At 67.8% G+C, this 26,804-nt stretch carries 24 protein-coding genes, 2 pseudogenes and 1 riboswitch; of the genes and pseudogenes, 13 read left to right on the top strand and 13 right to left on the bottom strand.

The window, feature by feature from the left end; translation table 11 throughout:
• Positions 1-401 precede the first annotated feature (401 nt).
• Together ACFFIC_RS21875 and ACFFIC_RS21880 are read left to right on the top strand one after the other, a co-directional pair.
• Positions 402-2,747 carry an McrB family protein gene (locus ACFFIC_RS21875; protein ID WP_377054309.1) on the top strand — a complete coding sequence of 782 codons (2,346 nt, stop codon included), beginning with the start codon at positions 402-404 and terminating at the stop codon, positions 2,745-2,747.
• A gap of 7 nt (positions 2,748-2,754) precedes the next feature.
• Complete coding sequence (locus tag ACFFIC_RS21880; protein WP_377054311.1) at positions 2,755-5,322, top strand: hypothetical protein; 2,568 nt, start codon at positions 2,755-2,757, stop codon at positions 5,320-5,322.
• Between the two features lie 9 nt (positions 5,323-5,331).
• Here the strand turns inward: ACFFIC_RS21880 and ACFFIC_RS21885 are convergent, their stop codons facing one another.
• Positions 5,332-5,607, bottom strand: a complete 276-nt coding sequence (locus ACFFIC_RS21885) for a hypothetical protein (RefSeq protein ID WP_377054313.1) — start codon at positions 5,605-5,607, stop codon at positions 5,332-5,334.
• Here ACFFIC_RS21885 and ACFFIC_RS21890 point away from each other — a divergent pair.
• Positions 5,574-7,436 carry a GTPase family protein gene (locus tag ACFFIC_RS21890; protein WP_377054389.1) on the top strand — a complete coding sequence of 621 codons (1,863 nt, stop codon included), beginning with the start codon at positions 5,574-5,576 and terminating at the stop codon, positions 7,434-7,436. The two genes, ACFFIC_RS21885 and ACFFIC_RS21890, sit on opposite strands and share 34 nt — an antisense overlap.
• The gene (locus ACFFIC_RS21895) at positions 7,429-9,009 is read left to right on the top strand and encodes a GTPase (RefSeq protein WP_377054315.1); all 1,581 of its coding nucleotides are present in this window, start codon (positions 7,429-7,431) and stop codon (positions 9,007-9,009) included. Before ACFFIC_RS21890 ends, ACFFIC_RS21895 begins: the two co-directional genes overlap by 8 nt.
• 211 nt (positions 9,010-9,220) lie before the next feature.
• Here ACFFIC_RS21895 and ACFFIC_RS21900 read toward each other — a convergent pair whose 3' ends face one another.
• From ACFFIC_RS21900 to ACFFIC_RS21910, 3 genes are all read right to left on the bottom strand, one after another.
• Positions 9,221-10,018: a segregation and condensation protein A gene (locus ACFFIC_RS21900; RefSeq protein WP_377054317.1), complete on the bottom strand. Its 798-nt coding sequence runs from the start codon at positions 10,016-10,018 to the stop codon at positions 9,221-9,223.
• Positions 10,015-10,617, bottom strand: a complete 603-nt coding sequence (locus ACFFIC_RS21905; protein ID WP_377054319.1) for a hypothetical protein — start codon at positions 10,615-10,617, stop codon at positions 10,015-10,017. Before ACFFIC_RS21905 ends, ACFFIC_RS21900 begins: the two co-directional genes overlap by 4 nt.
• A gap of 155 nt (positions 10,618-10,772) precedes the next feature.
• Entirely contained in the window at positions 10,773-11,789 is a 1,017-nt protein-coding gene (locus ACFFIC_RS21910; protein WP_377054321.1) for a site-specific integrase, read from the bottom strand.
• A gap of 334 nt (positions 11,790-12,123) precedes the next feature.
• Between ACFFIC_RS21910 and ACFFIC_RS21915 the strand changes: the two genes are divergently transcribed.
• Both ACFFIC_RS21915 and ACFFIC_RS21920 read left to right on the top strand, forming a co-directional pair.
• Positions 12,124-12,813: a recombinase family protein gene (locus tag ACFFIC_RS21915; RefSeq protein ID WP_377054323.1), complete on the top strand. Its 690-nt coding sequence runs from the start codon at positions 12,124-12,126 to the stop codon at positions 12,811-12,813.
• A gap of 84 nt (positions 12,814-12,897) precedes the next feature.
• Positions 12,898-13,584 (top strand): haloacid dehalogenase type II, encoded by a 687-nt coding sequence (locus tag ACFFIC_RS21920; RefSeq protein ID WP_377054325.1) that lies wholly within the window; start codon positions 12,898-12,900, stop codon positions 13,582-13,584.
• A 30-nt stretch (positions 13,585-13,614) separates the two neighbouring features.
• Here the strand turns inward: ACFFIC_RS21920 and ACFFIC_RS21925 are convergent, their stop codons facing one another.
• The 3 genes from ACFFIC_RS21925 to ACFFIC_RS21935 form a co-directional block, all read right to left on the bottom strand.
• Positions 13,615-13,998, bottom strand: coding sequence for a DUF1622 domain-containing protein (locus tag ACFFIC_RS21925; protein WP_377054327.1), 384 nt, complete (start codon positions 13,996-13,998; stop codon positions 13,615-13,617).
• Positions 13,995-14,486 (bottom strand): DUF421 domain-containing protein, encoded by a 492-nt coding sequence (locus ACFFIC_RS21930; protein WP_377054329.1) that lies wholly within the window; start codon positions 14,484-14,486, stop codon positions 13,995-13,997. Before ACFFIC_RS21930 ends, ACFFIC_RS21925 begins: the two co-directional genes overlap by 4 nt.
• A gap of 76 nt (positions 14,487-14,562) precedes the next feature.
• Positions 14,563-15,642: a sodium:calcium antiporter gene (locus tag ACFFIC_RS21935; RefSeq protein ID WP_377054331.1), complete on the bottom strand. Its 1,080-nt coding sequence runs from the start codon at positions 15,640-15,642 to the stop codon at positions 14,563-14,565.
• Between the two features lie 403 nt (positions 15,643-16,045).
• Between ACFFIC_RS21935 and ACFFIC_RS21940 the strand changes: the two genes are divergently transcribed.
• The 6 genes from ACFFIC_RS21940 (at position 16,046) to ACFFIC_RS21965 (ending at position 20,086) form a co-directional block, all read left to right on the top strand.
• The gene (locus ACFFIC_RS21940; RefSeq protein WP_377054333.1) at positions 16,046-16,933 is read left to right on the top strand and encodes a MurR/RpiR family transcriptional regulator; all 888 of its coding nucleotides are present in this window, start codon (positions 16,046-16,048) and stop codon (positions 16,931-16,933) included.
• A gap of 12 nt (positions 16,934-16,945) precedes the next feature.
• Entirely contained in the window at positions 16,946-17,188 is a 243-nt protein-coding gene (locus ACFFIC_RS21945; RefSeq protein WP_377054335.1) for a DUF1127 domain-containing protein, read from the top strand.
• Entirely contained in the window at positions 17,185-17,931 is a 747-nt protein-coding gene (locus ACFFIC_RS21950) for a hypothetical protein (protein WP_377054337.1), read from the top strand. The genes ACFFIC_RS21945 and ACFFIC_RS21950 overlap by 4 nt, the downstream gene beginning before the upstream one ends.
• On the top strand, positions 17,928-18,134 hold the full coding sequence (locus ACFFIC_RS21955) for a hypothetical protein (RefSeq protein ID WP_377054339.1): 207 nt from the start codon (positions 17,928-17,930) through the stop codon (positions 18,132-18,134). The genes ACFFIC_RS21950 and ACFFIC_RS21955 overlap by 4 nt, the downstream gene beginning before the upstream one ends.
• Positions 18,135-18,570: 436 nt before the next feature.
• The gene (locus ACFFIC_RS21960) at positions 18,571-19,218 is read left to right on the top strand and encodes a phosphatase PAP2 family protein (RefSeq protein WP_377054341.1); all 648 of its coding nucleotides are present in this window, start codon (positions 18,571-18,573) and stop codon (positions 19,216-19,218) included.
• A 64-nt stretch (positions 19,219-19,282) separates the two neighbouring features.
• Positions 19,283-20,086 carry an undecaprenyl-diphosphate phosphatase gene (locus ACFFIC_RS21965; protein WP_377054343.1) on the top strand — a complete coding sequence of 268 codons (804 nt, stop codon included), beginning with the start codon at positions 19,283-19,285 and terminating at the stop codon, positions 20,084-20,086.
• Positions 20,087-20,326: 240 nt separating this feature from the next.
• On the opposite strand, the gene ACFFIC_RS21970 is transcribed toward ACFFIC_RS21965, so the two are convergent.
• The 6 genes and pseudogenes from ACFFIC_RS21970 to ACFFIC_RS21995 form a co-directional block, all read right to left on the bottom strand.
• Positions 20,327-21,157, bottom strand: coding sequence for a universal stress protein (locus ACFFIC_RS21970; RefSeq protein ID WP_377054345.1), 831 nt, complete (start codon positions 21,155-21,157; stop codon positions 20,327-20,329).
• Entirely contained in the window at positions 21,154-22,515 is a 1,362-nt protein-coding gene (gene eno / locus ACFFIC_RS21975; protein WP_377054347.1) for a phosphopyruvate hydratase, read from the bottom strand. Before eno ends, ACFFIC_RS21970 begins: the two co-directional genes overlap by 4 nt.
• Positions 22,516-22,628: 113 nt before the next feature.
• Positions 22,629-23,468, bottom strand: coding sequence for a universal stress protein (locus tag ACFFIC_RS21980; RefSeq protein WP_377054381.1), 840 nt, complete (start codon positions 23,466-23,468; stop codon positions 22,629-22,631).
• A 12-nt stretch (positions 23,469-23,480) separates the two neighbouring features.
• A pseudogene (crcB, locus tag ACFFIC_RS21985) lies at positions 23,481-23,882 on the bottom strand (fluoride efflux transporter CrcB); the annotation flags it as partial.
• A gap of 297 nt (positions 23,883-24,179) precedes the next feature.
• Complete coding sequence (locus ACFFIC_RS21990) at positions 24,180-24,623, bottom strand: DUF190 domain-containing protein (RefSeq protein ID WP_377054383.1); 444 nt, start codon at positions 24,621-24,623, stop codon at positions 24,180-24,182.
• 108 nt (positions 24,624-24,731) lie between these two features.
• Positions 24,732-26,048, bottom strand: a pseudogene (locus ACFFIC_RS21995) (voltage-gated chloride channel family protein); the annotation flags it as partial.
• A gap of 103 nt (positions 26,049-26,151) precedes the next feature.
• A riboswitch (Fluoride riboswitch) is annotated at positions 26,152-26,234 on the bottom strand.
• Between the two features lie 214 nt (positions 26,235-26,448).
• Here ACFFIC_RS21995 and ACFFIC_RS22000 point away from each other — a divergent pair.
• Positions 26,449-26,802, top strand: coding sequence for a hypothetical protein (locus ACFFIC_RS22000; protein ID WP_377054349.1), 354 nt, complete (start codon positions 26,449-26,451; stop codon positions 26,800-26,802).
• Positions 26,803-26,804: the final 2 nt, after the last annotated feature.

The raw sequence follows: 26,804 nt of genomic DNA on the forward strand, positions 1-26,804 counted from the left end.
AGTTAGCCAACTAATTTAGTTGGCGCAAGGGGGAAGTGAGGCCAGTATGTTTCCTATTGCCAAGTGGGGAGTACCTAGCCGTTTGCGCAAAACTGCACACTAAGCGGACGCATGTTGGATCAGCCAAGTCTGGAGGCATCCGGAGGATTGTAGCGGTACCAGCGGTAGCTAATGGTGGGAGCGGTTTAGCAGAGAACGATGATGTCAACGAAGGCAACGCCGAGATAGCTGAAGCTGTCGCTCAGGCTACCGACCGCATCTCGGAACGGACCGGCCATGGCGACTTGGCTACCCAGTAGTCGGGCGCTGGTGTCGGCCGGTATGTCCGCAATTATGTGTCTCCTGTCAGGATCAATCGTCCCATTGGCCAACTTCGGGGTCCATCCTAGAACGATCACGAGATGACAGATGAACGCCAGATCAGCCGAGCGAGACCGCTATCGTCCGCCCATGGGCGGCAGGGCTCGTCGTCAGGTGCGGATCGGCGCAGCGCTACACAGCAGCGGAGCAGGGAGCTATCGCCGGCCGACGAGCAGGCGCTCGCCACAGCAATGGCGAGCAAGCCTGAGGAACTGCTCGACGATCTGCGCGTGGCGTGGGACATGCCCCCCGGACGTCCCATCCGCATCGTTGGCCGCCTGACGCTGATGCAAGGTGAATTCGGCGACGTCGTATTCCTTAGGGACTTCGAGCATCCAGAAACAGGCGTCGGACTCGTCTACCCCAAACTGCACGCGTCCTTAGTTAGCAATCAGAAATCGACGCTTGCCTTCGTGCCGCCAGGCCCGTCCCGCGAGATCGCGAGCAACCAAGCGATGGCGATGGGCGAGCAGTGGGCCATCGCCGAGGTCGAACTGTCATCCGCTAGCGAGCGAAGGAAGCACCAGAACCCCTGGCGGGTGGATGTACGATCCGGCACGCTCAGGCTGCTGAGCGGGCTGCCCGACGAGTGGCAGGTCCAGATTTACGGCGCCCAGTCGACGAAGCGCATCTCCGCGTCGGCCCGCAGAGAGATTGAGGACCATGTCCGCAACTCGGTCCTCAAGGAGGATCAGGAACTCGCACACCGCCATGCCGATAACGAGCGGCGGCTGACTGAGCTAACAGCGACCCGCCGCCAAGCCGAGGAAGACGCACATGCCATGTTCGTCGGCCTGAACGAGGAACTGGCAGGGCATCGGCGGCGTGGTGACGAAGCACGCAAGGAAGCCGCCGATCTCTATCAGCGGCTAGCAGCGGAACGCGAACATTTCGAACAGCAACAACGACAAATCAAGGAAGAGACGCAGCTCATGCAACTTCGACACCGTCGGCTGCAGGAACTGCTGAGCGAGAAGCGGGACAGGCTGATCGCCCTCGGACTGGTGGACGCCGGCGACATCGATGCGGTGATGCCGGAAAACGAAGGCGGTCGGGACGATCGCTCGGGCGTCGGTTTCTCCAAAGCATTGGACGGTGACTTTTCTCGTCTAGCACCGGTGCTGCAGGTCCAGATGCAGAAGAACGGCCTGCTCTACACTCAGGGGCTGCTCCGCGACTTCCTGGCGCTGCTGCGCACGCGCGACCTCGTCGTGCTCGCTGGGGATTCGGGATCGGGCAAGACCAGCTTGGTCCGCGCCGCGGCCAATGCGATCGGCGGCGTCTGCACCGTCGTGCCTGTCAAGCCGAACTGGACCGGCCCCGAGGATCTACTCGGATACTACAATCCGATGGAGCGCAGCTATCAGGCGACCCCATTCCTGGTCGCACTCCAGGCCGCCGCACGACAGCCCGAAATTCCCCACTTCATCTGTCTGGACGAGATGAACCTCGCGCGGGTCGAGCACTATTTCGCCGACTTCCTCAGCCTGCTTGAGCAGCGCGCCGATCTGCCGACGATCCAGCTCTATACCGCGGACGAAGAGCGTCACGTCGTTGTCGAGCAGGGACTGTTCCTCCACGTCGAGGCGGAGGCGCGCCAGCGCGCCGGGCTTGGTGACACGGCGACGCTTGAGGACATCTTGAGTGACGACCGGGCCAACGCCGAGATCCACCGCCTGAGCGGGCTTGCCGATAAGGAGTCGGTGCTGAGGCATCATGCCCGCCTGCGACGCTCGCTCGCGGCGCAGATGCGCATGCCCACGTTCCTGACCCTGCCGGCGAACGTCTGGATCTTCGGCGCGGTCAACATGGACGAGACGACGCATCAGCTGTCCCCCAAGGTGCTCGACCGCGTGCACGTGCTCCGGTTCGGCAATCCGATGCTTGCCGACTGGGATGCGATCGAGGCCGAGATCGACGCGGCCGCCGAAACCCTCCCCTCCGACCTGCCGTCGGTCCTGATCCGACCCGACGAGATCGGCCTGCGGCAGGACTATCCCGCCTTCGACCGTCGGGACGAGGACGTGCGCTTCCTGTCCGACATCTCGCGCCGGTACCTCGATCCGCTAGGCGTGGAGTTCGGTTTGCGCGCGATCCGCCAGGCGCAGGGATACATAGCCGCCGCTTACGCGGCAGGCCTCAGCCGGCACCGGGCGCTGGACGGCGTGATCCGGCACAAGGTCCTGCCCAAGATGGCTTTCGACTCCGCCCGGCCTGCCGGAAGCGGACGTGCGCGGCGCGATATCCTCGTCGAGCTACGCGACGAACTGGAGAAGCGCTTCGAGGGCACCGACGCCGACACGGACACGGGCAGCGTCGCCGAGCTCGACCGGATGATCCGCTTGGCCGAAGGCAATAACGGCATCGTCAACTACTGGCTGCGCTGACCGGCCGATGGATGTGCTGGCGCACTATCTCGAGATCCAGTGGGAGTCGGAGAACACGCCGCGCAAGGTGGTGGTATCGACGCATCCCATCGAGATCGAGAAGGCGTCCGACGGCGTTCTGCACGCCGAGGTGTCGATCTTCCGGGACTTCGCCCCGTGGCTCGGCCTCCATCTCTCGGGGCCGCTCGCCGACGTGGAGCCGGTCACAGTGGGAGCGCAGGACGAGCGCACGCCGTGGCTCAAGATCCCCGACGTCCAGGGTCGCGAGTGGTGGATCCCTGCAACGGGATGGAGCAGGAAGGCCGGGCGGCACCTCGCCGAGATGCACCGTTCGTTCGGGACCTTCAAGATCGAGATCGGCCCCGGGCGCGGGCTCGTCGTCGACGCGGTCGCTCTGGAGCTCGACCGGGCGCATGCCCAGGACTACCTCGACGACTTCCGCGACGATCTGGTGTGGCTTGCCATCGGACAGCCGGCGGGTGCCGCGGCTCAGGCGGGCTCCGACTTCAGCCACGTGCTGGTGAAGGCTCTCGCCGACTTCGCTCAAGCAGCCAGACGGGTGCTTGAGCATCCCGCGCGCGAGGTGCGGGAGGCGACCGCCCTCGTGCCGACGACGAAGCTGAGACCTAGCGCCGACACATTCAGGGCCGCGATGCGGCGCCCGGGAGGAAGGGCATATCCGGGACGCGTCGCGGTCGAGAGCGCCGACGTGCCGGAGAACAGGTACGTCCGCGGCATGGTCGAGCATTGTCGCCGCCTCGCCCGCTCGATCGCGCGCGCGTCGGGTCGCCATCATGGCTATTATGCTGCGAGGGCGCAGAGGGAAAAGGTTAGGGCTGAAAGGCTAAAAGCCTTGGACGTGGTCGAGGTCGACCAGGAGGTCTTCGGTAACCAGATCGCTGAGATAGCTCAGACGATGGACGCCATCGAGAAATGGTCAGCCGATCCTTCGGTGCTGAATGGCAGCGGACGAGAGTTCAACTTCCAAATCGGGGACGAGTTCAGGGAAGGTGGTCATGGTCCGCGGGAGATGTTTTACCTGAACCCGTCCCGTGACAGCGCCGCCGACGCTGGGAACGGTATCGACCACAGCGTAGCCCGACTGCCCGAACAGCTTCACGACCTTGTCATGGCGGGACGACGGATCGATCAGCATCTTGCCCTGAGGGTGATCGGAGATGCTGCAGTAACGGCTTTCAAGTCGAAGTATGGGATAGGCTTCCGCCGAGCCGTCTTTACTCACATCGCTCAGATCCAGGTTCACTCACCCGTCCTGCAGCGAAGGATCGCAGCGCGAGCCAAGCTGGAGCAGAACGGTTGGCGCCGGCGGCTCAACGCCGCGGAGCGTAAGGAGATCGAACTCGAGGCGCGGACGGCCCAATCCCGAGCCGCACACTTTGAGCAGCGCGCTAGACTGAGCGAGGCTGTTCACGACAACCTTCACGTCTTCGAACGTGACATGGGCATACAGGTGGCGGAATGGGAGAGGGCCGGAGTCGGCTCGACCACCATGTTCCCGATGGGTATGCGCTTCGCACACAACCCGATCTATGCCGCAGCTCTGGGAGCGTTCCACAGGGTGTCGGAACTCGAGCGCCATACCGGCATTGGGGGCGATGCGCTGGATCGGCTGGGCAGCATCAACATGCTCCATGCCAGCGCCGTCTATGAACGCTGGTGCCTGATCAAGATCATGGACGTGCTAATGGAGGACTTCGACTTCGCGCCGCAGGGCGAGTGGGTCGAGCACGTGATCGCATCGGCCTGTCGCGCCGCAGGGCATGGTGACAAGGGCTTCTCCGTCGAGTTCCGTCGTGCCGATCCGAACATGACTGCCCGCCTCGAAATCGAGCCGATGCTCGACAACGGCAGGCGTCCGGACTTCCGGCTCCGCTTCCAGAAGGGTCCCCCAGACAATTCGAGGAAGTCAGTCTTCCAGGATTCGAAAAATGGTGCGTCGGGACTGGTCATGGACGCCAAGTTCCGGACCCGGTGGCAGCACGACGAGTTGGCCGAGACGCTGAAGCTGTTGGTAGAGACGAAGAGGTACGACCAGGACGGATGTCGCGTCTTCATCCTGCAGCCTGCGCGGGGCGCGATGCGGGATCGCTCCTCGCCGCTCGGCTGGGGCCGCGACTGCGACTATGGACATCGGTACCCAACTCGACATGCCCATGGCAGCATCCAGCTTGCCGCTGACCTCGCCCAGGGTGGAAGGTCGGTAACGAACCTGCGCCGCCTCATCGCGATGGAACTGCAGGACGTGTTCCCCGAGCCGGAAGCGAAGACAATTCATGGATCAAGGGGTAACGTGGAGGTCTGCACCGCGACGTCGAGCTTCTGCATCAACTGCGGCACGACGCACGATGTCGAGGACGTCACCCCCGGCAGGACCGGCCGCGCCAACCGGAAATGGTACTTCGGCTGTGCGAGGTGCGGAGCAGGCACCATGCACACGCGCTGCTTCGGCTGTGGCACCACGATCTACAAGAACGGGCTGCAGATGACGTACCATCTGACGGTCGCCGATCAGATGTCGAATGTCGTCTGTCAGCAGTGCGGCAGGGGCTTTTAGCGCAGGAGGTTAGCCAAGCCTCTTCTGGGCCCCGTGATCGTTAGCGTATTTTCGTGTCCTTCCTATGTACTGACCCCGTGATGCCTGGGTCGCCGAGATGCCGGCCAGCCTGACCTCGGTCGCTTTGTCGAAGCCCAGATCCAACAGAAGCCCAGGCGGATACATGTGCCAATTCCATGTGGCCGTGTATGCTATTGCGGACGTGACCGAACCGTTCAAAGGGCGGTCCCTCGCCAAGTAGCGCGAAGTATGTGGGGGACGATTTGTCCGGGCAACAAGCTGCATTTCAAGGCGCACAAGATTTGCGCACCGGTTTCTATGCCGTCATGACGGAGCTGCAAGCCGAGCTTGCCACCGCATCCGAGGACATCGCGGTGCGCGAGGCAGTGCTGAAGTCGGCGATGTCAGACATGAAGGCGACGTTGCAAGGCGGCATCGGCGCCTCTGTACTACGTGCCGAGCACCCACTGGCCCGCCATATGATCGGATTCAACGCTGAACTGGCCCAACTGCTGCAAGGCTGGCTCGACCGCGTGGCCAAGCACGACCGCACCATGGCGTTCCGCAGCGGCTTCACCGACAGCTTGGTCGTCTTCGTGCTGGGAAAGGTCAAGGCGGGTAAGAGTTCGCTCGGGAACTACATGGTCTATGGCAACAGCAACCCGGATGCCGCCGCGCGGGCATCCAGCCGGGCGCGCTTCTTCACCGCCGCAACGGCGGGAGATCAGCAGGATCAAGCCAATTCAGCCCAGCCGGTGGACTGGTTCAGGGTCGGCGTGCGGGAAACGACAAGTGCGACCCAGGGCTTCCACCTGCCGGGCCTGACCTGGATCGACTCCCCGGGCCTGCATTCGACGACCTGGGAGAACGGCCTGCTCGCCGCCGACTACGCCGATGTGGCGGACCTCGTGATCTACCCCATGCACACCGGCAACCCAGGCCGGACCGGGGACGTGGCCGAAATCCGCGGCCTGCTGCGGGCTCGCAAGCGCGTCCTCGTTGTCATCACGCAGTGCGACCGGCCGGAGGAGGACGAGGAGCCGGACGGCACGATCGTCCAGCGCTGGGTGATGAAGGACAGTGCGGCCCGGCAAGGGCAGATCGACTACGTTCGCCACGCCGTGGCGGAGGGCGGCGCATCCATCCCGCTCGACGTCGTCAGCCTGTCGGTGCGGCACGCGGAGACGCACGGCAATGACCCAGCCGCGCTGGAGCGGAGCGGCGTTGCTGACTTCTTCCGCGCACTGACGAAGATCGCCCACTCGGAGGGCGTGCGCCACAAGCAGGAAGCGCCGTCACGCAACCTCAATCACTTCGTCGGGCTGCTGCTGGGCGACGACACGGGGCCGGAGGCCTTTTCGGTACAGGCGATCCGGAACGGGCTCGTTCGGCTGGACCGGCGCCTCGCCGACGTCACGAAAGAACTTGACCGAGGGGCAGAGAGGGCGACCGCCGCAGTGCTTCGCCGGATCGGCCCGATGGTGGCCGAGAAGATCGCCCGATACGCCGACAACCAGGATCAGGACGGGTTCGAGCAGGCCTGCACAACTGCGCTACGCCATATCGTGGCGGAGGAGACCGGCACGACGGTGCTACCGCTACTAGCCCAGACCGGCGCCATCCTGCCCGCCAATGACTTCGCGCGGACGGCTGCCTTCGCCTCAATGAAGATCGAGACTGTGCGGATTCCCCGGTCCAACCGCGGCGTTAGGGGTGCGGTGGGCAGTGCGGGCGGCGGCGCTGCGGGTGCTTGGGTTGGAGCTGAAGGGGGCGCGCTCTTGGGAACTGCGATCCTTCCCGGGATCGGTACCACGGTCGGCTTCATGGTCGGCGGCGCACTAGGCGCCCTCCTCGGCGGCATCGGCGGCAACGCCGCAGGCCGGGCGACGGGCAGCGACTGGCACGAGACGATGCAGTCGGGCGATAACCGGGCCGAGGTCGAGGCCAGCGCCACGGAGGCGTTGCAGAAGGCCGGCTCGGCCGGCGTTGCCGCGTTCTTCGAAAATCTGCATGCAGCCACGGTCGCACCCGTCGCGCGCGACGCTGATAGGCTGACTGCGAAGCTGGACGAGTTCTCCCACATCCTCGCAACGAAGGTGCGTTCTCATGGCTGACCCGTTCCGGCTCGCGTTCGACATCTGGGCAGTGGCAAGGGCGCCGCTGGTGCGCCATCTGCCGCCACTCGACGTTGAGCAAACGGACGAGCTGATGGCCGACCGCAAGGGCGCCGCCACGCCGCGCGTCATGGTGTTCGGCACATACAACGCGGGCAAGAGCACGCTGGTCAACGCCCTGGTCGGCAAGGAGGTCGCGCGGGTGTCCGACCACCCCGAAACGGACCAGATCGCCAGCTATTCCTGGCGCGGCTTCATGCTGGACGACACGCCGGGGATCGACGCGCCGGTCGAGCACGAGCGGGTTACGCGCGCGCATATGGAAACCGTCGACATCGTGCTGTTCGTCGTCGCGACCGACGGCACATTGGAAGAACAGCGCACTTTGGACGAGATTGTGATGCTGGCGGGCAGTGGTACGCCGCTTCGGCTCATCATCAATAACAAGAGCGGCTTTCGCCCCGACGACACGGCCTTCCTCGGGCTGCGCGACCGGCTGGCGGACAAGCTGCGCCGTGCCGCCGATGCTGCGGGGATCACCGACATCGACCGGCGCGCGCCCATCCGCTTGGTGAACGCGGCATCCGCTCTGCGCGGCCGGCTGGAAGGCAAGCAGGCGCTGCTCGCAAACAGCGGGCTGCTGGACCTGGAGGATGACATAGACGGACTGTGCGCGGCGACGGGCAAGGCGCAGGTGGTGCGCACCCTCTGCCGCCGGATCGGGCGACAGGTCGATCTCGCCCTGGCCGGGATGCCGGCGCAGGACGGGACGGGGTTATCCCGCGCGGCGGCGGAGCGGATCGCGGCGGAACGGGAGCGGCTATCCGCGGTGCTTGGGCAGTCGGTCAAGGTGGTAACGTCCGGCTTCCTGACGGAGCTTCGGCAGGCTGTTGACAAGGGCGACCAAGCCGCCGCCGAAACCGCCGCCAGCAAGGCCGTCAACTCTGTCTCGGCGGTGTTGGAGCGCGAGCTGCCGAGGACTCGACGCGTGTTCGAGGAAGTGGAGGCCGTGTTTACCGACCCTGCCGCTGCATCACCCGGGGCGTCCATCCCGCTGCCAGGCATGGCCGCGCCGGAAGCAGCCGGGGGAAGCAGCGGCTTCGGCTTCGCCGACGTGACGCGGCTGCTGGCCCCGGCGCTGGGCAAGCTCGACCGCGACATGCTGGTAGGTGGCCTCATGGCCGCCAAGCAGGCATTCCCGGCGGTGTTCAAGGGGCTGGGGCCGGCCTTCTTCGGCCGGGTCGTACCTTTCATCGGCCCGGCGATCCAGACGGTGACCGGCCTCCATGGCGCCTATGCCGCACACCGCGACGGGCAACGGGAGTTCGAGCGGGCGAAGGAACGCCGGCTCGACCTGGACCAAGCCGTTAGAGGCGCGGCGGCCCGGATGGCTTGGGCACTGGAGCAGCAGTGCGGCGGGATCGTGGAGGCAGTCTTCGGTCCAGCGGAAAGCGCATTGGCACAGCAGGCCGCCACACTGAATGGGCAGGCTGCGGCGGTGGAGGCCGACCGGGCAACGTTGCTACAATGCCGTGGCCGCATTGCCATCGCGCTGGACGAACAGCCTGCGTGATTGACGCACCAGCACGAGCGCCAGCAGGGCCAAGCCGACCGGTAGGGGCAGTCCGACTGGACCAAAGACGGCCAGAAGCCGGCCCGACCACCGGGACGGCTTCCATAACGGAGAACGGGGACATGCGACGCTCCTCTGATGAGCCGCCCTCATGGTGGCAGGCGACGCGAACGAGGAGTGGGGACGAGGGCGAGCCTCATTGCCGCACCTGTCAGGCCGCACGCTCGACCCCTTGCCCGGACGCCCTTAGACGGATGGAGGCGAAGGCCGCGTCCTGCTCAAGGGCGGAGACGCCTTGCTTGGTCAACTCCAGCGCCGCTAGGAAGGTGCCGGCGACCCCCGACCTCCGGCGCAGGACCGACACGGCTTCTCTGCCGGCGTCGGGAAGAAATGACCCGAGGTCACCCCCCTGCGGCTGCTCCGATAGTCGCGCCCGAAGCCGTTCCAGCGCCTCGGCCAAGGTCCAGACGTCCAGCGCGGGTGGCGCATAGGACGGTGCCACCTCCCGCGTCGCCCGTGGCGGCATGTCCATCAGGTCGAAGCACGCCAACAGCAGATCCAGCAGGTCGCCGTTCTCTCCAGGGCTCGAAGAGGGCGTCGCCTCCGGAGCCCCGCGGGCAAAGACCTCCTGTCCCAGCTGCGGCCGCCGCTCCAGCCACCCCGCCAGCGCCCGCGCCTGCCGGCGCTGCTCGGCGCGGACCAGGCCCTCGCGCAGGCGCTCCGCTTCCGGCACCTCTGGCTCGTCCTCGGCCTGGACCAGAAGCTTCGACTTGAGCAGCACGAGCCAACTGGCGGCGATCAGCCAGTCGCCCCGCTCCGCCAGCGTCGCCCTCGCCCCCGGCGCCTCCACCGCGGCGACATACTGATCTACCAGGGCTACGATCGACAGGCGGCCGAGGTCCACCTTCTGAGAGCGCGCCAGGTCCAGCAGAAAGTCGATCGGCCCCTCGTAGCCGTCGAGCTGGATCACCGGGGCGGAGGTGGGGCCATCCCACCCGGCCGCCTTCATCCTGAGGTGCCGACGGCCGGCCGTAGGTCCAGCTGCAGGCCGGGCCAAGCCCTGGCCAGCCGACGCACCGCCGAGGCAGGCCCTGCATCGGCCGCGAAGAACCCGAACCCCACCTCCGCCTGCCCCTTCGGTCGCCGCCCTGCTGAACCGGAGAGCCTTTCCACCCGGCGCAGCTCCTCGGTGCCCCAGTGGGTTCGAAGCCAATGCCGGGCGTCGGGATGGTCCGGGCCGAGGGCCAGGACGGCCGCTGGCACAGGAAGCAGCGCGTGCAGGTCCAGCGGCCGGGCCCGGCTCTCCTCGGCCGCCACCAGGACCTGCCGGTGCCGATCCTCGGTGCGCTCGCGCAGCTGGGCCGCGAAGACCCGGCAGCCCTCCAGCGACAGCCGCCCGGTGCGGGGATAGAGGGAGGCTAGGCGATGGAACACGTCCTCCTCCATCGCCGCGAAGTCGACCTGCCAGGGCGGGACGCCCGGCCCCGCCGCGGCGGCGGCGAAGGCCGCGACGTCCTCGGCCGGCCCACGGACGGTCAGCCGGAACGGCAGCCATTCCGTGTGATGAACGGCCACGTCCCCGGTCGTGGACGCCGTCTCCTGCCGCACCGGGGCCTTCGGCGTGGCCGCCGGCGCATCCGCCCCGGGATGGTTGGTCGAAGCTTCCTTCGGACGCCCGCGTGGCCGCCTGGGGACGCTCGGCTTCGCCTCCCGGGGGCGGGACGGCCGGACTGGCGCCTCGTCCCAGGGAAAGCGGAAGGCCGTCACAGCCCGACCTGGCCCGCCGGGCTGTCGGTGAGGAGGCGGGCGAGACGGACGTAGCCGTGCATCGTCTTCACGTCGCGGTGCCGGCTGTGCCCCATGATGTCGCGGTCGCGCAGGCCGCGGTCGTAGGCCTCGGTGATGAAGCCGGCGCGCAGGCCGTGCGCGGTGAGGCGGCTCGCCCCCTCCACCGGCAGCCCCGCCTTGCCGGCCCGGGACAGCAGCACGAAGCGCACCGAGGCCGCGTTCAGGCGGTCGCGCCCGATGGCGCCGCTCTGGTGCACGGCGCGGAACAGCGGCCCGGTGCGGTGCTTCAGCGTGGCGAGCCAGGCCTCGAGGGCGCGGATCGGACAGGTGGCGGGATGCTTGCCGCGGGGAATGCCGACCTCGGCGCCTTCGGCCTCCTGGTCGGTCTTGGAGCGGCGGATGCGCAGGCGGAGGCCGTCGGGCTTGTGCACGACGTCGGTGACGTCGAGCGCGACGATCTCCGAGCGCCGCAGGGCGCCGGCAAAGCCGAGCAGCAGCAGGGCGCGGTCGCGCTGCCCCACCGTGCTGTCCTCGCAGGTTGCCAGCAGCCGACGAAGATCGGTCAGGCGGATGGCGGCGGCCTGCTGGGTGGGACGGCCGTGCCGGCGGTGCGCGCCGCGCAGGGTGGTCTGCACCTCGGGATCGTCGGTGGGTACCGCGACCCGGGCTAGGCGGTGCGCCAGCCGAATGGCCGCCAGGCGTCGCCGGACGGTCGCGGGCGAGCGGGTTCTGGACAGGTGCACGAGGTAGGCGCCGACGGTCTTCGGGGTGGCCGGCATGGAGACGAAGCCCATGGCGGCGCAGAAGGCCATGAAGTCCTTCCAGTCCGTGCTGTAGGCGCGCTGGGTGGCGGGCGCGAAGGAGAGCTTCAGGTACTCCTCGGTCGCCAGCAGGGCAGCGAGGCCCTGCTCGGTGGGCTCGGCCACCCACTGGGCCGCCACGTCGCCGGCAGCGCCGTCGTTGGGAGGTACGGGGGCAGGCAGTGCGCTCATGGTCCTGATTTCCCCACACTCTTTCTTCGCGTCAGGGCGGCTTGGGGATCGACGGTCACGCCGCCGGACGCCGCCACCTTCCCGTTCGCCCCCCCCAGTCGGGGCCCTTCGGCGGCAGTTTGACGCCCCGGCGGCGCCTGAACAAGGCTCACAAACACCGGACTTACGATAAGAGGGGTTATCGTAAGTGATGAGCTAGCCTGGGGCAGTCACATTGGGTTCGAATATGGGATGCGACGTTGCTAAACACTTGTTCTCCCTACGAATGCCAGTCCATCACAGGTCCATTTGGAATCGCGACAAAGGGGCCTGAGAGGGTATTTTGAGGGTCCCGATGACCCCTCCAGCCCCCTCCCCCGTCCGCTTCATCGCCTACTACCGGATCAGCACCGAGCGGCAGGGCTGGTCGGGTCTGGGGCTCGACGCCCAGCGAGCAGCCGTTGCGCGTCACGCGGCGGGCACCGGGGGAGTCGTGTGCGCAACGTTCGAGGAGGTGGAAAGCGGCAAGCGCGGCGACCGGCCGCAGCTCGCGGCGGCGATGGCCGAGAGTCGGGCGCGCCGTGCCGTGCTGCTGATCGCCAAGCTCGACCGTCTGGCGCGCGACGCGCACTTCCTGCTCGGGCTCGAGAAGGCCGGCGTGGAGTTCGTAGCCGTAGACATGCCGCACGCCAACCGGCTCACCATCGGCATCATGGCGCTGGTGGCCGAGGAGGAAGCCCGCGCCATCAGCGCGCGCACGCGCGCAGCCCTGCCCGCGGCGAAGACGCGCGGTGTGAAGTTAGGAAACCCACGGCTGCGGGCCGGCGACGGCGAGGTGGCCGCCATAGCGTCCGCAGCTTGGAAGCGCGATGCAGCTAAGCGGGCAGCGGACGTGCTGCCCTACATCACCGCCGCGCGCCGAGCAGGCGCCACGTCGCTGCGGCAAATCGCCACGGCACTGACCGCGCGTGGCGTGCGCACACCGCATGGCATGGAAGTCTGGGGCGCATCGCAAGTGCAACGTATGCTGTCGCGGCAGCCATGACATTGTGGAAAACATCATCGGCAGCGTGCTCATCGCGTCCTCGAAGCGTTTACTTCCTCAGTATCTAGCGAGGGAGAAGAACGCATGTTCGGATGGAACAAGCCGCAGCGCCCCGACGTGGTCGCGTTCGACATCGTCGGAACAGTGTTCCCGCTCGAACCACTGCGGCCGGCTATCGTGGCTCTCGGCCTGCCCCCTGCCGGATTGGAGGGATGGTTTGCCACTGGCCTGCGAGATGCTTTCGCGCTGTCGGCCGCAGGTGACTTCGAGCCGTTCACGAACGTGCTCGAAGCTGCGCTCGATCAGGTACTAGCCGAGCAGCACTTGGTCGCGTCAAAGAGTGGAAAATCTGACTTGATGGAGCAGATGAAACATCTGCCAGCACGCACTGATGCACGAGAAGCGTTCGAGACCATCGCGCAGGCCGGGTTGAAGGTCATGGCCCTGAGCAACGGAGCGGGTTCTGCGACGCGATCGCTTCTGAAAGGCGCAGGAGTGGCCGATCTCGTGGAGCACGTCGTGTCGGTGGAGGAGGTGAAGCTCTTCAAGCCCAGGCGCGAGGTCTATGATCGGGCAGCGAGAGTCGCGAAGGTTGAGGCAGAGAAGCTGGCACTAATCGCTGTGCATTCTTGGGACATTAACGGTGCCAAGGCGGCCGGTCTGACCACGGCCTACGTTTCCGCCGAGCGGCCGTTCTCTTCGGTCATGCGAAAGCCCGACCTGGAAGCGCCATCACTCAGCGAAGCTGCCCGTGCCCTCGTCGCCTTGTAGGATCAGGCGATGCATCCCGACCTTTCCGGGTCAGCTACCTACTAGGCTGGGCGGCGTAGTGCGACGTACCGCTGCCTTATCGATTTCCTTCTGCAGGAAGTAGTTGAGTGCCGTGCGGACCGCAGCAATGGCAGCGAGCTGGCCAATCTCCGACCAAGTCGGCGCAATTGCCGTTCGGAGAATGTCGGCTCCCAGCTCGAATTCCAACGCAAGCGCCAACCAGCGGCCCAGCCGCAGGCGGACCTCCTCTTTGGCTTCATGCGAGCGGCTGGGATCGGTCGTCTTGGAGTAACGCAGCACCACCGCTGTGGCCCGAATCGCCGCCTCGATCACAGCGATGGCGATCAGCACCCCGGCGATCGCCTCGGTGCCCGTGGCGAGCCAGAGGGTGATCTGCTTGATGGTCTCAGTCATCTCTCGTGCTGGCCTTTCAGGACTGTGATCTTGCCGCTCGGCTCGAGCACGATCAGCCGCGTCTCGGCGATGTGCTCGACACCTGACTGGCGGAGTGCCTCCTCCAGGTCGGATTGGCTGATGGAGTCGCGGAGCAGAGCGCCCCTCTTCGTCTCTCCATCCTGCGCGAGCTGGACCGGCTTGCCCTCGACGAGCGCCGAGAACCAGGTCGCGCGCGCGGCGGCATGGGCGAGCACCCAGTGTAGTGCCATCAGCAGGGTGGTGGCGGCCAGGGTGCCGTCCAGTGGGGCGCTTCCGGTCAGGGCCCGGCTCAAATTCGAGCCGACGATTACCGAGACGATGATGTCGAGCGCCGACCACTTCCCGAACACGCGGCGCCCAGCGATGCGGACCAGGGCCAGGCCGTAGGCGAAGATCACCAGGGCGCGGACGCATTCCTGCCACCAGGTGACGTGGCCGGTCAGCCCAATAAGGGCAGTGATGCTCAAAACTTGGCTACCCTTTTAGAGAAGATCCCACCACGCGGAACTGAGGCAGCGGGCACCCCCTCAGAGGTGCCCTCGCTCACTGCGGCTGTGCCTGGGCTATAACAAAGAGCCCGGCGACGCCGAGAGCGTAGAGGAGGAGGACCAATAGGGAGTCCACCCCCATGCCAAGTGGCTTGGCCTTGGGCCGGAAGATCAGGCCGTAGATGTAGACGCAGGTCAGCAGGATGCCCAGACCTGCGAGGTAGACATCCGTATCCTGCGCCTGTGGCAGCGCCGCCTTGCCAGAGATCAGCGTCGCCAGCAGGAATAGCACGGGCAGGAAGGCGTTGCCGCCGAAGATGTCGCTGACGGCCAGCTTGCTATCCCCAAGCTTCATCGAGGCGAGGCCGGTCGAGAACTCGGGCAGCGAGGTGGCGGCAGCCAAGACTGTGGCGCCGAACAGCACGCCAGTCATGCCGATGTGCTGCGCGATGGCGTTGCCGCTGGCTTCCAGGACCACGCCGCAGACGAGGGTGGCGAGCGCCGAGACGGTGAAGACGATCGCGGCGCGGGTGGTACTAACCGACTTCTCGTCCGCCCCTCCCGCCTTTTTTGCCCGGGCGTGCCCCTTCGGCTCCGCCTGACCGTCTGGCGCGGTGCCGCCCTCGTGCCAGGGCAGGCCCTTGCCGGCACGGCCGATCAGCCACACGCCAGCGACCCAGAGCAGCGCGATCAGCACCCCGCCGGGTGCCAGTCGGGCGGCAATTAGGTCGGGCGGCAGCCGCGTGCCCATGACCGCGACGATCAGCACGGCCACCACCAGCACTCCCTCCAGCACCAGTGACAGGCTTGCCGCTTGGTAGGTCAGCGGCCGATGGCCCCGGGTGCCGAAGGCATCGAGGGTGACGAGCACAACGGTCTGGATGGCAATGCCGCCAAGGATGTTGGCGATCGCGACGCCGAGGTCGTCGCGCCAGGCTGCGGAGGCGGTGATCGCGATCTCCGGCAGGTTGGTGGCGATCGCGAGCAGAATGATCCCGCCCAAGGCATCGCCGAGGCCAAGGCGGTGCGCCAGCACGTCTGTCGTGTCGGACAGCTTGATGCCTGCCCACCAGATCACGCCGGCGGCGACGGCAAATGTAGCCATCAGGACGGGTAGGGAGAGGTGCGCGAACATGCGTCAGGGAGCATCCATGCGGATGGTGCGGCGGTGATCGAGGTCAGCTCCTTTGAACTGCCCTGCGGTATGGAAGAGGAGACGATCTGCGGCAGCGGCAAGAGCAGCGTGGTCGTCTTCCGACGAGATTGGGAGCTGCTGCGGAGGCTGTTGTCAAGCACGAGCACGGAGCCGGTGCCGCCCTGCTCTGCGCCTGGGGCGGAAGCTCTCATCATGGGGCTTACGGCCGTCCGGCAGTAGCCGAGTGGATCTTCGGCGGCGCAACACGGCACGTTCTGAAGCAGGCGCTGCTGCCAGTATTCGCGGCGCACTGAGGGTAGGCCAGGAGTCGAACACTACACTTGCGCTCTAAAGGTAGTGAATACTACTATCGGCGGCAGCACCGGACCGGAACGCTGCATCAGTGAGCCAAACCGCCGACATCACCCCAGACCCGCTCGCCCGCCTGCTCGCCGGCGCTCCCGACCAGCCGCCGGCCGCCCGCCGCGTCGCCCGTTGGATCGCGGACCACCCGGCCGACGCCCTCGCCGCCTCGGCCGCTGCCCTCGCCGCTGCCTGCCGGACCTCAGATGCGACGGTGATCCGCGTCGTCCAGGCCCTCGGCTTCGCGGGACTGCCCGACCTCAAGCGGGCCTTGGCCGATCACTTGGCCGGGCGGCCCGGGGTCGCCGGGGACCTCCGCCGCACCCTTGCCGAGACGGGCGAGGACCCCGGCCGCGCCGTCGCCGCGGTGCTCGACGCCCATCGCGAGGCACTGGAGGCCCTCGCCGCCCCTACCGCGCGAGCCGCGATTGCCGCTGCGGTGGAGGCGCTGCACCCGGCAGCACGCGTCCACGTCTTCGGCATTGGCCCCTCCGCGCCGCTCGCCCGCTACGCCGCGACCATGCTGACGCGTGGAGGGCGAGCCACCTCCGTGCTGGACGCGACTGGGATCGGCCTCGCCGATGGACTGCTCGGCCTCGCCCGGGGCGACGCGCTGCTTATGCTCGCCTACGGGCGGCCCTATCACGAGGCGACCGTCGCGCTCGCCGAGGCCGACGCGCTCGGGATGCCCACGGTCCTTGTCACCGACGAACCGGGGGGGCCACTCGCCCGCCGTGCCCGCCACGTCGTCGCCGCCCGGCGCGGGCGCGCCCGCCGCGTCGCCCTGCACGGCGCGACGCTGGTCGTGCTCGAGGCAATCGTCCTCGGCTTGGCGGCGTGCGCGGGTCCGGCCGCGCCCGCCGCGCTCGACCGCCTCAACGACTTTCGCGCCGCCCTATCTGGCGGCTCCCGCCTCGACGTCGGCTGAAGGAGAACTCCCATGGAACTCGTCCTTCCTGGCTACCGTATCACCGTCGAACGGCAGGAGCCGGGGCGACACTGGGGGCGACCTGGCGGACCCTGCGGCGAGACGCCCTTCTGTCAGGCGCTGCGCTGGGCGGAGGACCGCGCGCGCCTTGCAGCGATGGATCCCCGCCTTCTCGACGATATTGGCCTGACGCCGGAGGAGGTGGCGTGCGGTGCCCCCTTCCAGGCGGCCTTCGGGCGGAGGGCCGTGCGATGAACCTCGCCCAGCTCGCCCCCACGGTCGGCTCCGCCTTCCTCGCCTCCCTCGTCGAGTGCGTCGAGGCCGCGACCATCCTCCTCGCCGTCGGCACGGTCCGCGGCTGGCGCTCTGCCTTCGTGGGACTCTTCGCCGGTCTGGCTGCGCTGCTCGTCCTCGTGCTCGCCCTCGGTCCCGCCCTCTCCCTCCTGCCCGAGCGTGTTCTTCAGCTCGTCGTCGGGCTGTTGCTTTTGCTGTTCGGCATGCGCTGGCTCCGCAAGGCGATCCTCCGCTCCGCGGGCGTCATCGCGCTGCACGACGAGGAGAAGGCCTTCCGCTCGGAGACGGCGAACCTGAGGATGACGCAGGCCTCCGCACGCTGGAGCGTGGACCCGATCGCGACGGTAACCGCCTTCAAGGCCGTGCTGCTGGAGGGCGTCGAGGTCGCCTTCCTCGTCCTCGCCGTCTCCGCCGGCGGGCCGGGCCTGCTGCCGGCCGCTGCCGCCGGCGCGCTCGCCGCGGCGGTTCTCGTCACAGTCGTCGCACTCATCGTGCACAAGCCGCTCTCGCGCGTGCCGGAAAACACGCTCAAGTTCGCGGTCGGCGTTGTGATTTCGGCATTTGGAATCTACTGGACGGGCGAAGGACTGGGCATCGAATGGCCGGGCCATGACCTGGCGCTGCTCGCCCTTGGCGCGGTTCTCCTCGCGGCGGCCCTGCTCGGCATCAGGCTGGCAACGCGTCGGCGGGAGGCCGTGGCATGAGCGCGCTGCGGACCGCCTGGGACGAACTCGTCGGCCTCTTCGTGGACGATGGCGCGCTCGCGGGGCTGCTGGTGCTCTGGTGCGCTGCGGTCGGCGGCCTCGTGCTCGTTGCTCACCCAGCGCCGGCGGTCGCGGGCGCCCTGCTCGCCGTCGGCTGCGTCGTCGCGCTGCTGGCGAGCGTGCTGCGCGCGGCGCGACGATGAGCTGGGACGTGAAGCGGGACGAAGGTGCGTCCGCACCGCCGCCGCACCGCCCAACGTGGAAGCAGGCAGGCACGCGGCTGGCGGAGGGCCTTCGGGCACTCGCTAGCGCGCTGAACGGTCCGGTCGCTGGCCTCGTCGCTATCGGATCGACGGCGCCCGCCTGCGCACCCCCCGCCGGCCCCGACGCCCTTGATGGCGTGGAGTTCTGGGATGATTGCGCATCGGACGGCCATTCCGACCTTCTCGCCCCCACCATGGATCGAAACGAGTGTCCTGCTTCCGGGAGCCGTGCTTCAGGAGACCACGTCATCCCGTTTGGGCGACATCAGGCGTGACCGACACCCCGGTGGCGCCCCCGCGCGCGGGGCGACCGGCGCACTCCGGATTAAGAAGCCGTCCACGCCTCGGTAAGGAGCAAGTGGCGGAGCGGCGGGAGTTGCTTCCGCTCATCCTCTTGGGTGCCGCCGCCGGGGCGGTCTGGGCCTTCCTGGGCATTGCCGGAGAGGTCGCGGAGGGTGACACGCGGGCCCTCGACGAGTGGGTGATGCTGGCGTTACGGAATCCTCTCGACAGATCGGACCCGCTCGGCCCTCCCTGGCTGGAGGAGACGGCGCGCGACTTCACCGCGCTCGGCTCGAACGGCGTGCTTGCCTTGCTCGTGCTGGCGGCGGTGCTGTTCCTGACCACGGCAAGGCGGCGGGCAGAGGCCGCGGTACTCGCGGCATCAGCCGGAGGGGCGCTCCTGCTCGAGTCCCTGGCCAAACACTGGTACGACCGCCCGCGCCCCGACCTCGTACCGCACGCCGCGCGCGTTTTCACGACGGGTTTTCCGAGCGGACACGCCACGATGGCGGCCGCGGTCTACCTGACCGTCGGCGCCCTGCTCGCGCGGACGCAGCCGAATCCGCGACTCAAGACCTACATCCCTTCCCTTGCGGTGGGCTTGGCGCTGCTCGTCGGTCTGAGCCGCGTGTACCTGGGCCTGCACTGGCCGACCGACGTCGCGGCCGGCTGGGCGCTCGGCGCCGGTTGGGCGGCCCTGTGCTGGGTTGCCGCCTACTGGCTCCGCCGGTCAAGCGGATGAGGACAGGGCACACACAGCCTGACCGGCAACGCCCGCCTACGGTCGGCACCAGAGAGTATCGTCGATGGACCTGATCGAGCTGCCCGCCGCCCTGCTCCTGGGCGCTGTCGAGGGCCTGACCGAGTTCCTGCCCGTCTCCTCCACGGGCCACCTCATCCTGCTCGGCGAGGCGGTCGGATTCCGGGGCCCGTCCGGCAAGGCCTTCGAGATCTCCATTCAGGTCGGCGCGATCCTCGCCGTCGTCTGGCTCTACCGGGCCATGCTGGCGGACATCGCCGTCCGCATGTGGCGGCCGGGGCCGGAGCGTCGCTACGCGGCGAACCTCCTGCTCGCCTTCCTCCCGGCCGCGGCGATCGGCGGGACGCTCCACGGGCCGATAACCCGACTGCTGTTCGGGCCCTGGGTCGTGGCCGTCGCCCTGATCCTCGGCGGCGCTGCTATCATTGCGATCGAACGTGCACGGCCCGAGCCGTGGATCCACACGGTGGCCGCCATGGGACCGGGAGCCGCGCTGCTGGTCGGCTTCGGCCAGGTGCTGGCGATGGCCCCCGGCACCTCGCGTTCGGCCGCGACCATCATCATCGCGCTGCTGGTCGGGATGGAGCGGCGCACGGCGGCGGAGTTCAGCTTCCTGCTCGCCATTCCGACGATGCTTGCGGCCACCGCCTACAGCTTGTGGAAGGCGTCTACGGAACTGGACGCGTCCGGGATCGGCCTCATCGGGGCAGGCTTCACCGCGGCCTTCGTGGTGGCACTGCTCGTGGTGCGGTGGGTGCTGGCCGTCGTTGGCCAAATCGGCTTTACGCCCTTCGGTTGGTATCGGATCGCGCTCGGGGTGGTAGTGCTTGCCTTGCTCGTGCTGCGCTGACCAGAAGAGGCCGTGGCCGCCCCAGTGGTTACATGCGCCGCTACCGGCGCTGCGCTCTTCCGGGCTATACTGGCGTCGCTCATGAGCGCGGTCAGGTTCAGCGTATCCTCAACGGCAAGACCACGAACGCGGGCGCTACCCACAAGTTCTGCAAGGCGCGCCGCGGCGGCCAGCAGGCGCGGCGCCGCCTCGGGTCGGTACAGCACGACCAAGATGCCCGCGGTCATGGTTTCCTCCCTCTCAGTGCCGCATCAGGAGCGGCAGGTCGGCATGCGCCAGCATGAAGCGTGTCACGCCACCCAGGACGAACTCGCGCAGCGGACTGTGCTGGTAGGCGCCCATGACCAGCAGGTCGGCGCCGTGCTTATGCGCGCGGGCCAGCAGCGCTTCCCCGAAAACGACCCGGCGGACCGGCAGGACTTGCAGCTCCGCCTCGGCGCCATGCTCGCGGAGGATGTCCGGTATGACCGGACGCCGCGCGCCCTCGCGCTGCCCCGCGAGCACGAGGATGCGCTCCGGCGCCTGCAGGCGCAGCGCGGAGAGCACGGCGCGCGTCGCCTGCAGGTCGTCGCGCCAGGCGATGGCCACGCAGCGGCCGAAGGGGGCCGCGTGCCCCGGCGGCACGACCAAGACGGGGCGGTCGGTGTCCATCAGGGCGGTGTGGACGTCCTGGCGCGCCAGCAGGCCACCGTCCTCCGAAGGCCGTTCCAGGACCAGGGCGTCGGCCCGGCGCCCGCGCTCCCGCAGGACCTCGCCGACGACACCTTCCACCGCCTCGAAGCTCGTCCAGGCGTCCTCCGCCCGCGACCTCGCAGCCCAATGGTCGAAAGCCACCCGCAAGCTGGCCGCCCGTTGCTGCTCGGCGCTTCGGATGCGCGCTGCGTGCTCGGCCGTGAGCACCTCCTCGCTGGGCAGGATGGTGGCCTCCGGCGGCGTGCGAACCACCAGCGGCTCGACACCCGCGCCACCCATCAGGGCAGCGAGGTGCCCAGCAGCGGCGAGGAGGCCGGGTGCCGTCCCGGGCCGCTCCAGCAGGGCGAGGACCACGCCATCCATGGCTGCCTCCGTCACCGCCCCTCTCCGTCACCAGGGCAAACCTGCCCGGAAGATGGTGCCGCACCAGGGGCGGTTCGAGGCGGCGCCGTCCGACTCGCGCCAAACGGGCTGGCATAGACGGCGTCGGGTCCGAGCTCCCGCTCGATCTCCAAGAGGCGGTTGTACTTGGCCACACGCTCGCCGCGGCAGGGCGCGCCGGTCTTGATCTGACCACCGCCGAGAGCAACGGCGAGGTCAGCGATGAAGCTGTCCTCGGTCTCGCCCGAGCGGTGCGAGACGACGAAGCGCCAGCCTGCCTCACGGCAGAGCGCAACCGCCTCCATGGTCTCGGTAACGGTCCCTATCTGGTTCGGCTTGATGAGGACTGCGTTGGTCGCCCGTTCGGTAATGCCGCGCGCTATGAAGGCGGTGTTGGTGACGTAGAGGTCGTCGCCGACAATCTGCACCCGGTCGCCCAGCGCGGCTGTTTGCGTGGCGAAGCCCGCCCAATCGTTCTCGCCTAGCCCATCTTCGAGGGAGACGATGGGGTAAGCCGTGATCCAGTGCTGGTAGAGCGCGGTCATCTCCTGGCTGGACTTGTGCCCCCCGCCCGATTTGGCGAGGTCGTAGCCGCCGCTCGCGGTGCCGAAGCTGCTGGCGGCCGGGTCGAGGGCAATGGCGACCTGCGCGCCCGGCTTCAGCCCGGCGGCCTCGATTGCTTCGACGATGAGCGCGCACGCCGCCTCGTTGTCCGATAGGTCGGGTGCGAAGCCGCCCTCGTCACCCACGGCGGTTGAGAGCCCGCGGCGCTTCAGGACGGCTTTCAGGGCGTGGTAGGTCTCGGCGCCGTAGCGTAGCGCCTCGCGGAAGCTGGGCGCGCCATGCGGCACTAGCATGAACTCCTGGAAGTCGAGCGCGTTGTCGGCATGCTTGCCGCCATTGATGACGTTTATCATCGGCACCGGCAGGCGGCGAGCGCCCGGACCACCGAGATAGGCGTAGAGTGGCAGCCGGAATGCCTGAGCGGCAGCCCGCGCCACGGCCATGGACACCCCCAGGATCGCGTTGGCGCCCAGCCGCGATTTTCCTGGCGTGCCGTCGAGGTCGATGAGCAGCCGGTCGATCTCGGCCTGCTGCGCAGGGTCTCGTCCCATCAGCACGGGCGCGATGGTCTCAACCACGTTCGCGACGGCTCGCTGCACGCCTTTGCCGCCGTATCGGGCTGGTTCTGTGTCGCGAAGCTCCACCGCCTCGTGCTCGCCAGTAGAGGCGCCTGACGGCACCGAGGCGTCCGCCGTCGTGCCGTCCTCCAAGGCGATTTGGACGCGGACTGTGGGGTTGCCGCGGGAATCCAGGATCTCCATGGCATCCACATGCGTGATGCAGGCTCTCATATTTGGTCTTCCTTTTCGGGCTCCTGGATGGAGCCGTGATGGCCTTGTCCGGCTTGCGAAGAGGTGTTGGGCTCTAGAAAAACTCGGGTGACCGTCAGCCGGGCATGGCGCCCCTAGTGCTGCAACAGGACGGGTAGATCGGCCGTGGCGAGAACCTGCGCTGTGACGCCGCCCAGCAGCCGCTCCTGGAACTCGCTATGCGCGAAGGCGCCCATCACCAGGAGGTTGGCGCCGATCCGCCGCGTCTCAATCAGGAGCGCCGCGCCCATCAAATCACCGCCGGGGGCGACACGCGCCACCTCCGCACGGATACTGTGCGCCGATAGCAAGGCGGGTGGCGGGGGCAGCGGCGCCTTGCTGTCGCCGCCGCACAGCGCCACCACCCGGCTGGCCCGCCGCAGCAGGGGCAGGGCGGACTGGAGCGCCTTCCGGTCATGCGCGTCGTCGCGCCAGGCGATCGCCACAATCGGTTCGGTGACGACCTTCCTGCTTCCCTCTGGCGGCAGCACCAGCACCGGACACCCTGCCTTGAACAGCGCCGCATGCAAGGCCTCCTGGACGGCGGTATCGCCCCGGTCGCTAGGCCGCCGAATTACGACGATGTCCGCATGTGACCCATGCTCTGCTACGGCGGCAGCCGGATCGCCCTCCACCTCAGTCCACTCGGCCCCGAGACCTTGAGAAAGCCCCGCCCACCGGTCGAAGGCGGCCCGCAGCGCCCTGGCTCGGCCGCGCACCTGCACGGGCGCTGCCTCCCGCTGCTCCTCCGTCATCACCTCCTCGGTCGGCAGCAGATCTGCGCCCGGTTCCGGCGTGAGCGCCAGCGCATTCACCCGGCCACCTCCGCCGAGCCGCAGAAAATCTGCCGCCGCCGAGAGAACGCGCGGGGCCGCTTCTGGCCGGTCTAGCACCGCGAGCGCCACACCACCTGCGGTGGACGGGCGGGCGAGCATGGCCTCCTCCACTACATGGCCCTGGTTGAGGCTGGCGGCGGCATAGTGCCCAGCAGCGACCGCGGCGAGGCAGAGGGCGAGAGAGAAGCCGATGTTGGCCAGTGCCTGCCCTGGCCGCCCGTCGCGGGCAAGTTCCAGGGTCTGGAGCGAGAAGGAAGAGAAGGTAGTGAAGCCGCCACAGACACCGACCATGACGAAGGCGCGTATGTCAGCAGGCAAGGCGAAGCGCCCACCCGAGGTCGCGGTCAGCATGCCGAAGAAACCGATGACGAAGGAGCCCACCATGTTGATCAGGATGGTGCCCCAGGGGAACTCCGGCCCGGTGACGCGCGCGAGGGCGAACCCCAACCAGGCGCGCTCGACGCTGCCGAGCGCCCCACCCAGGGCAATCCAGAGATAGGTCACCGCGCTCACCGACGAACTCCTGCCGGCATCGGGGCGGTCCACTCCACGAGTATGCCGTCTCCCTCGCCTCTTGGGCGCGGAAGGGACGTTTGAAAGAAGCCTGTCCTGCGCCGGACCATCGGGAGCCGAGCGTCCCCCCGCCGCGCAATCACGAGGTAGGAGGCGTCAGCCCCCTCAAGCACTTCTGGAGAACTCCATTCCCATCCATGGGGAGCCAGGTTGCCGATGGGGTGACAACAAGCCGAACACGGATCACGGGAAGGCGAGCCGGCTGGGTTTGTCACCGCTTCTTTGCCCTGTCCGCCGTTACTGCGGTGCCAGGAGTTCACCAGGGTTCGCGACGGCCTCCTCTTGTAGGCGGACCGCACCTCCGGCCCCCCCGCTGACCTGCCAATGCTCGAGGTGCTTGTAGACGATCACCTTATTCTCGAGCACGGCACCATGGTCGCGGCAAAATCGCTCCAGGGTGTCGCGCGGGCCAATCATCTCGACGCACATGGTGAGTTCTGGGTTGCTGATCTCGGCCATAGGTTCCTGCACTGCGCCGTGGTTGCTGAAGCCAAAGTGGGTGTGATGCGCCGTGGCGTTCACCAGCCCCGCCTGCTTCGCCCGCAGCACCAGTTCCCGGAACAGCGGCCTGGACGATAGCGCTCCCCTGATCCCGGCGTGCCGCCGGTACTTCTCGCGGGGTTTCATGTAGATCCGGATCATCCCGATCTCCTTGGAGGTCAGGTCGTGCGCTGTGTGCATAGGGGTGTCGTCCTGGGCTGTTCTGGAGATGGCAGGCGTAAGTTTCGTACCGTCGGCCGCGGCACCCGCGGACGGACTCCGCCACTTCCAGAGCACGGGGTGGAGATCACGGGCGTGCCGGAGGGAGGCATTCGGCGGCAGGCGCGGGATGCGTGTCTTCGGCACGCCGATCCGCTGCGACAGGTAGATGCCGGAATGGCCGGAGCAGAGGTAGGCAACGAAGCAGGCGGTCGCGATGTAGGCGGTGTTGGCGGCACCGAAGAGCTCGATCCCCATCAGGGTGCAGGCCAGCGGCGTGTTGGCCGCGCCCGCGAACAGCGCGACGAAGCCGAGCGCCGCCATCAGGTCCACCGGCGCGTTAAGCGGGGCCGACAAGGCATTGCCCAGCGCCGCTCCGATGAAGAAGAGCGGCGTCACCTCGCCACCCTTGAACCCCGTGGCCAGTGCCAGGACGGTGAAGGCGATCTTCCACGCCCAGGCCCAGTCGTAGTGGGCTGGGCCGAAGAAGTTCACGATCGAGGCCCCGCCCGGCTCGGGCGAGATGACGCCAAGGCCGAGGTAGTCGCGGCTACCGGTCGCGTAGACGAGCGCGATGATCAGCACACCGCCGATGGCGGGCCGTAGCCAGGCGACCGGGCACAGCCGCTTTGCCAAGCCGCCAACCCGGTGCGCCAGTTCGGAGAAGAGCAGGCTGCACAGGCCGAAGGCGACGCCCGCGACGGCCACCTTAGCCAGCAGGACGGGATCGATGTGGAAGGCCGTGACGCCCGCCTCCGCGTACCCGGCAAAGCCGAGGTGATACGCGATATGTGTCACGCCCCAGGCATGGCAGGTGTAGTCGGCCACGATAGCCGCCAGAACTGCCGGGACGAGCGCGGTGTATTCGACCCGCCCGACGGTCAGCACCTCGAGGGCGAAGACCGCGCCCGCGATGGGCGTGCCGAAGACGGCGCCGAAGCCCGCGGCGATGCCCACCATCAGTAGAATGCGGACCTCGTCGGGCTTCAGGAAGAGCGCTTTGGCAACACCGCCCGCGATGCTACCGCCCACCTGCACGGCCGTACCCTCACGGCCGACGGAGGCGCCGAAGAGGTGACTGACGATCGTGGAGACCAGGATCAGCGGTGCCATGCGCAGTGGCACACCGCCGCCGGGCTGGTGGATCTGCTCGACGATCAGGTTGTTGCCGCCTTCCGCGGGCCGTCCGACCCAGTGGTAGACGAGGCCGACGGCGACCCCGGCTAGCGGCAGCGCAAAGAGGAGGGCCGGGTTATCGAAGCGGATTTCTGTGACCCGGTCCAGGGCCCAGAGGAAGGCGGCACAGAGTGTCCCTACGGTGGCGGCTACCGGCAGGATGATGGCGAGCCATTTCGCGGCCAAGCCAGAATGGCGCAGCCGTTCGCCCAGGAAGGCGCTGGGTGTCATGCAAGGAATCCGGGGATGAGGCCGCGCGGACGAGACGCCACGACGGCAGCAGAGTTGGATGGAGCTTGGGACAGCAACTGGACGGATTCCCCCTCACAAGTGGTGTGAAGTAGGAATCATCAGCCGTCGCATAAGGCGGGGCGGTTCGACCGGAGTGGTCAGGCAGAGTCCATTGCCTTAGGGTTCAGAGTTAAGGGGCTGCTCTCCCGAGGTCAAGAACATCTAGGCGGTATGAAAGATGGGGCTCCGGAGCGGAGCAGGTGAGCCGGGTCCTTCGTTGTATGTCCGCTTCTCGGCATCGTGCCAGGTAAGCGGACTTGCCGTTATCGCCCGTTCGTCTTGCCAAGGCGCCCTTCCTCGTGAGCCGCATTCCCGCGGCTCACGAGATGTGCTGTGCAACATGACCACGCGGGCGTTCTGCTCCCACCCCCTGGTCAGCCAGAAGGCCGGCTGGTGGGATCCTCACGAGCCCCGAGAGCCCTACCCGCCCGCTCCCATGGCCCTGGCCTGCGCGGAGACACAGCAGGCCGAGCAGGCGCGCGCGGCCTTGGTGGCAGCTGAAAATGCCCGCCTGTCGGCCGTGCAGACCTCGGCCGAAACCGAGGACGCGCTCCCGCCCGGTCACGGGCGCGAGGACACCTTAGCGTGCTGCACCGCCCGCCACTCCACCGCGACCATCCGCCGTTCCGGCCTGTCGCGGGAGCGTTGGGACACGCTGATGGGCTGGACGGTGGAGAAGCAGAACCGCCGCTGAAG

This window comes from Muricoccus vinaceus, from assembly GCF_042433125.1.
Taxonomy (GTDB): domain Bacteria; phylum Pseudomonadota; class Alphaproteobacteria; order Acetobacterales; family Acetobacteraceae; genus Roseomonas; species Roseomonas vinacea.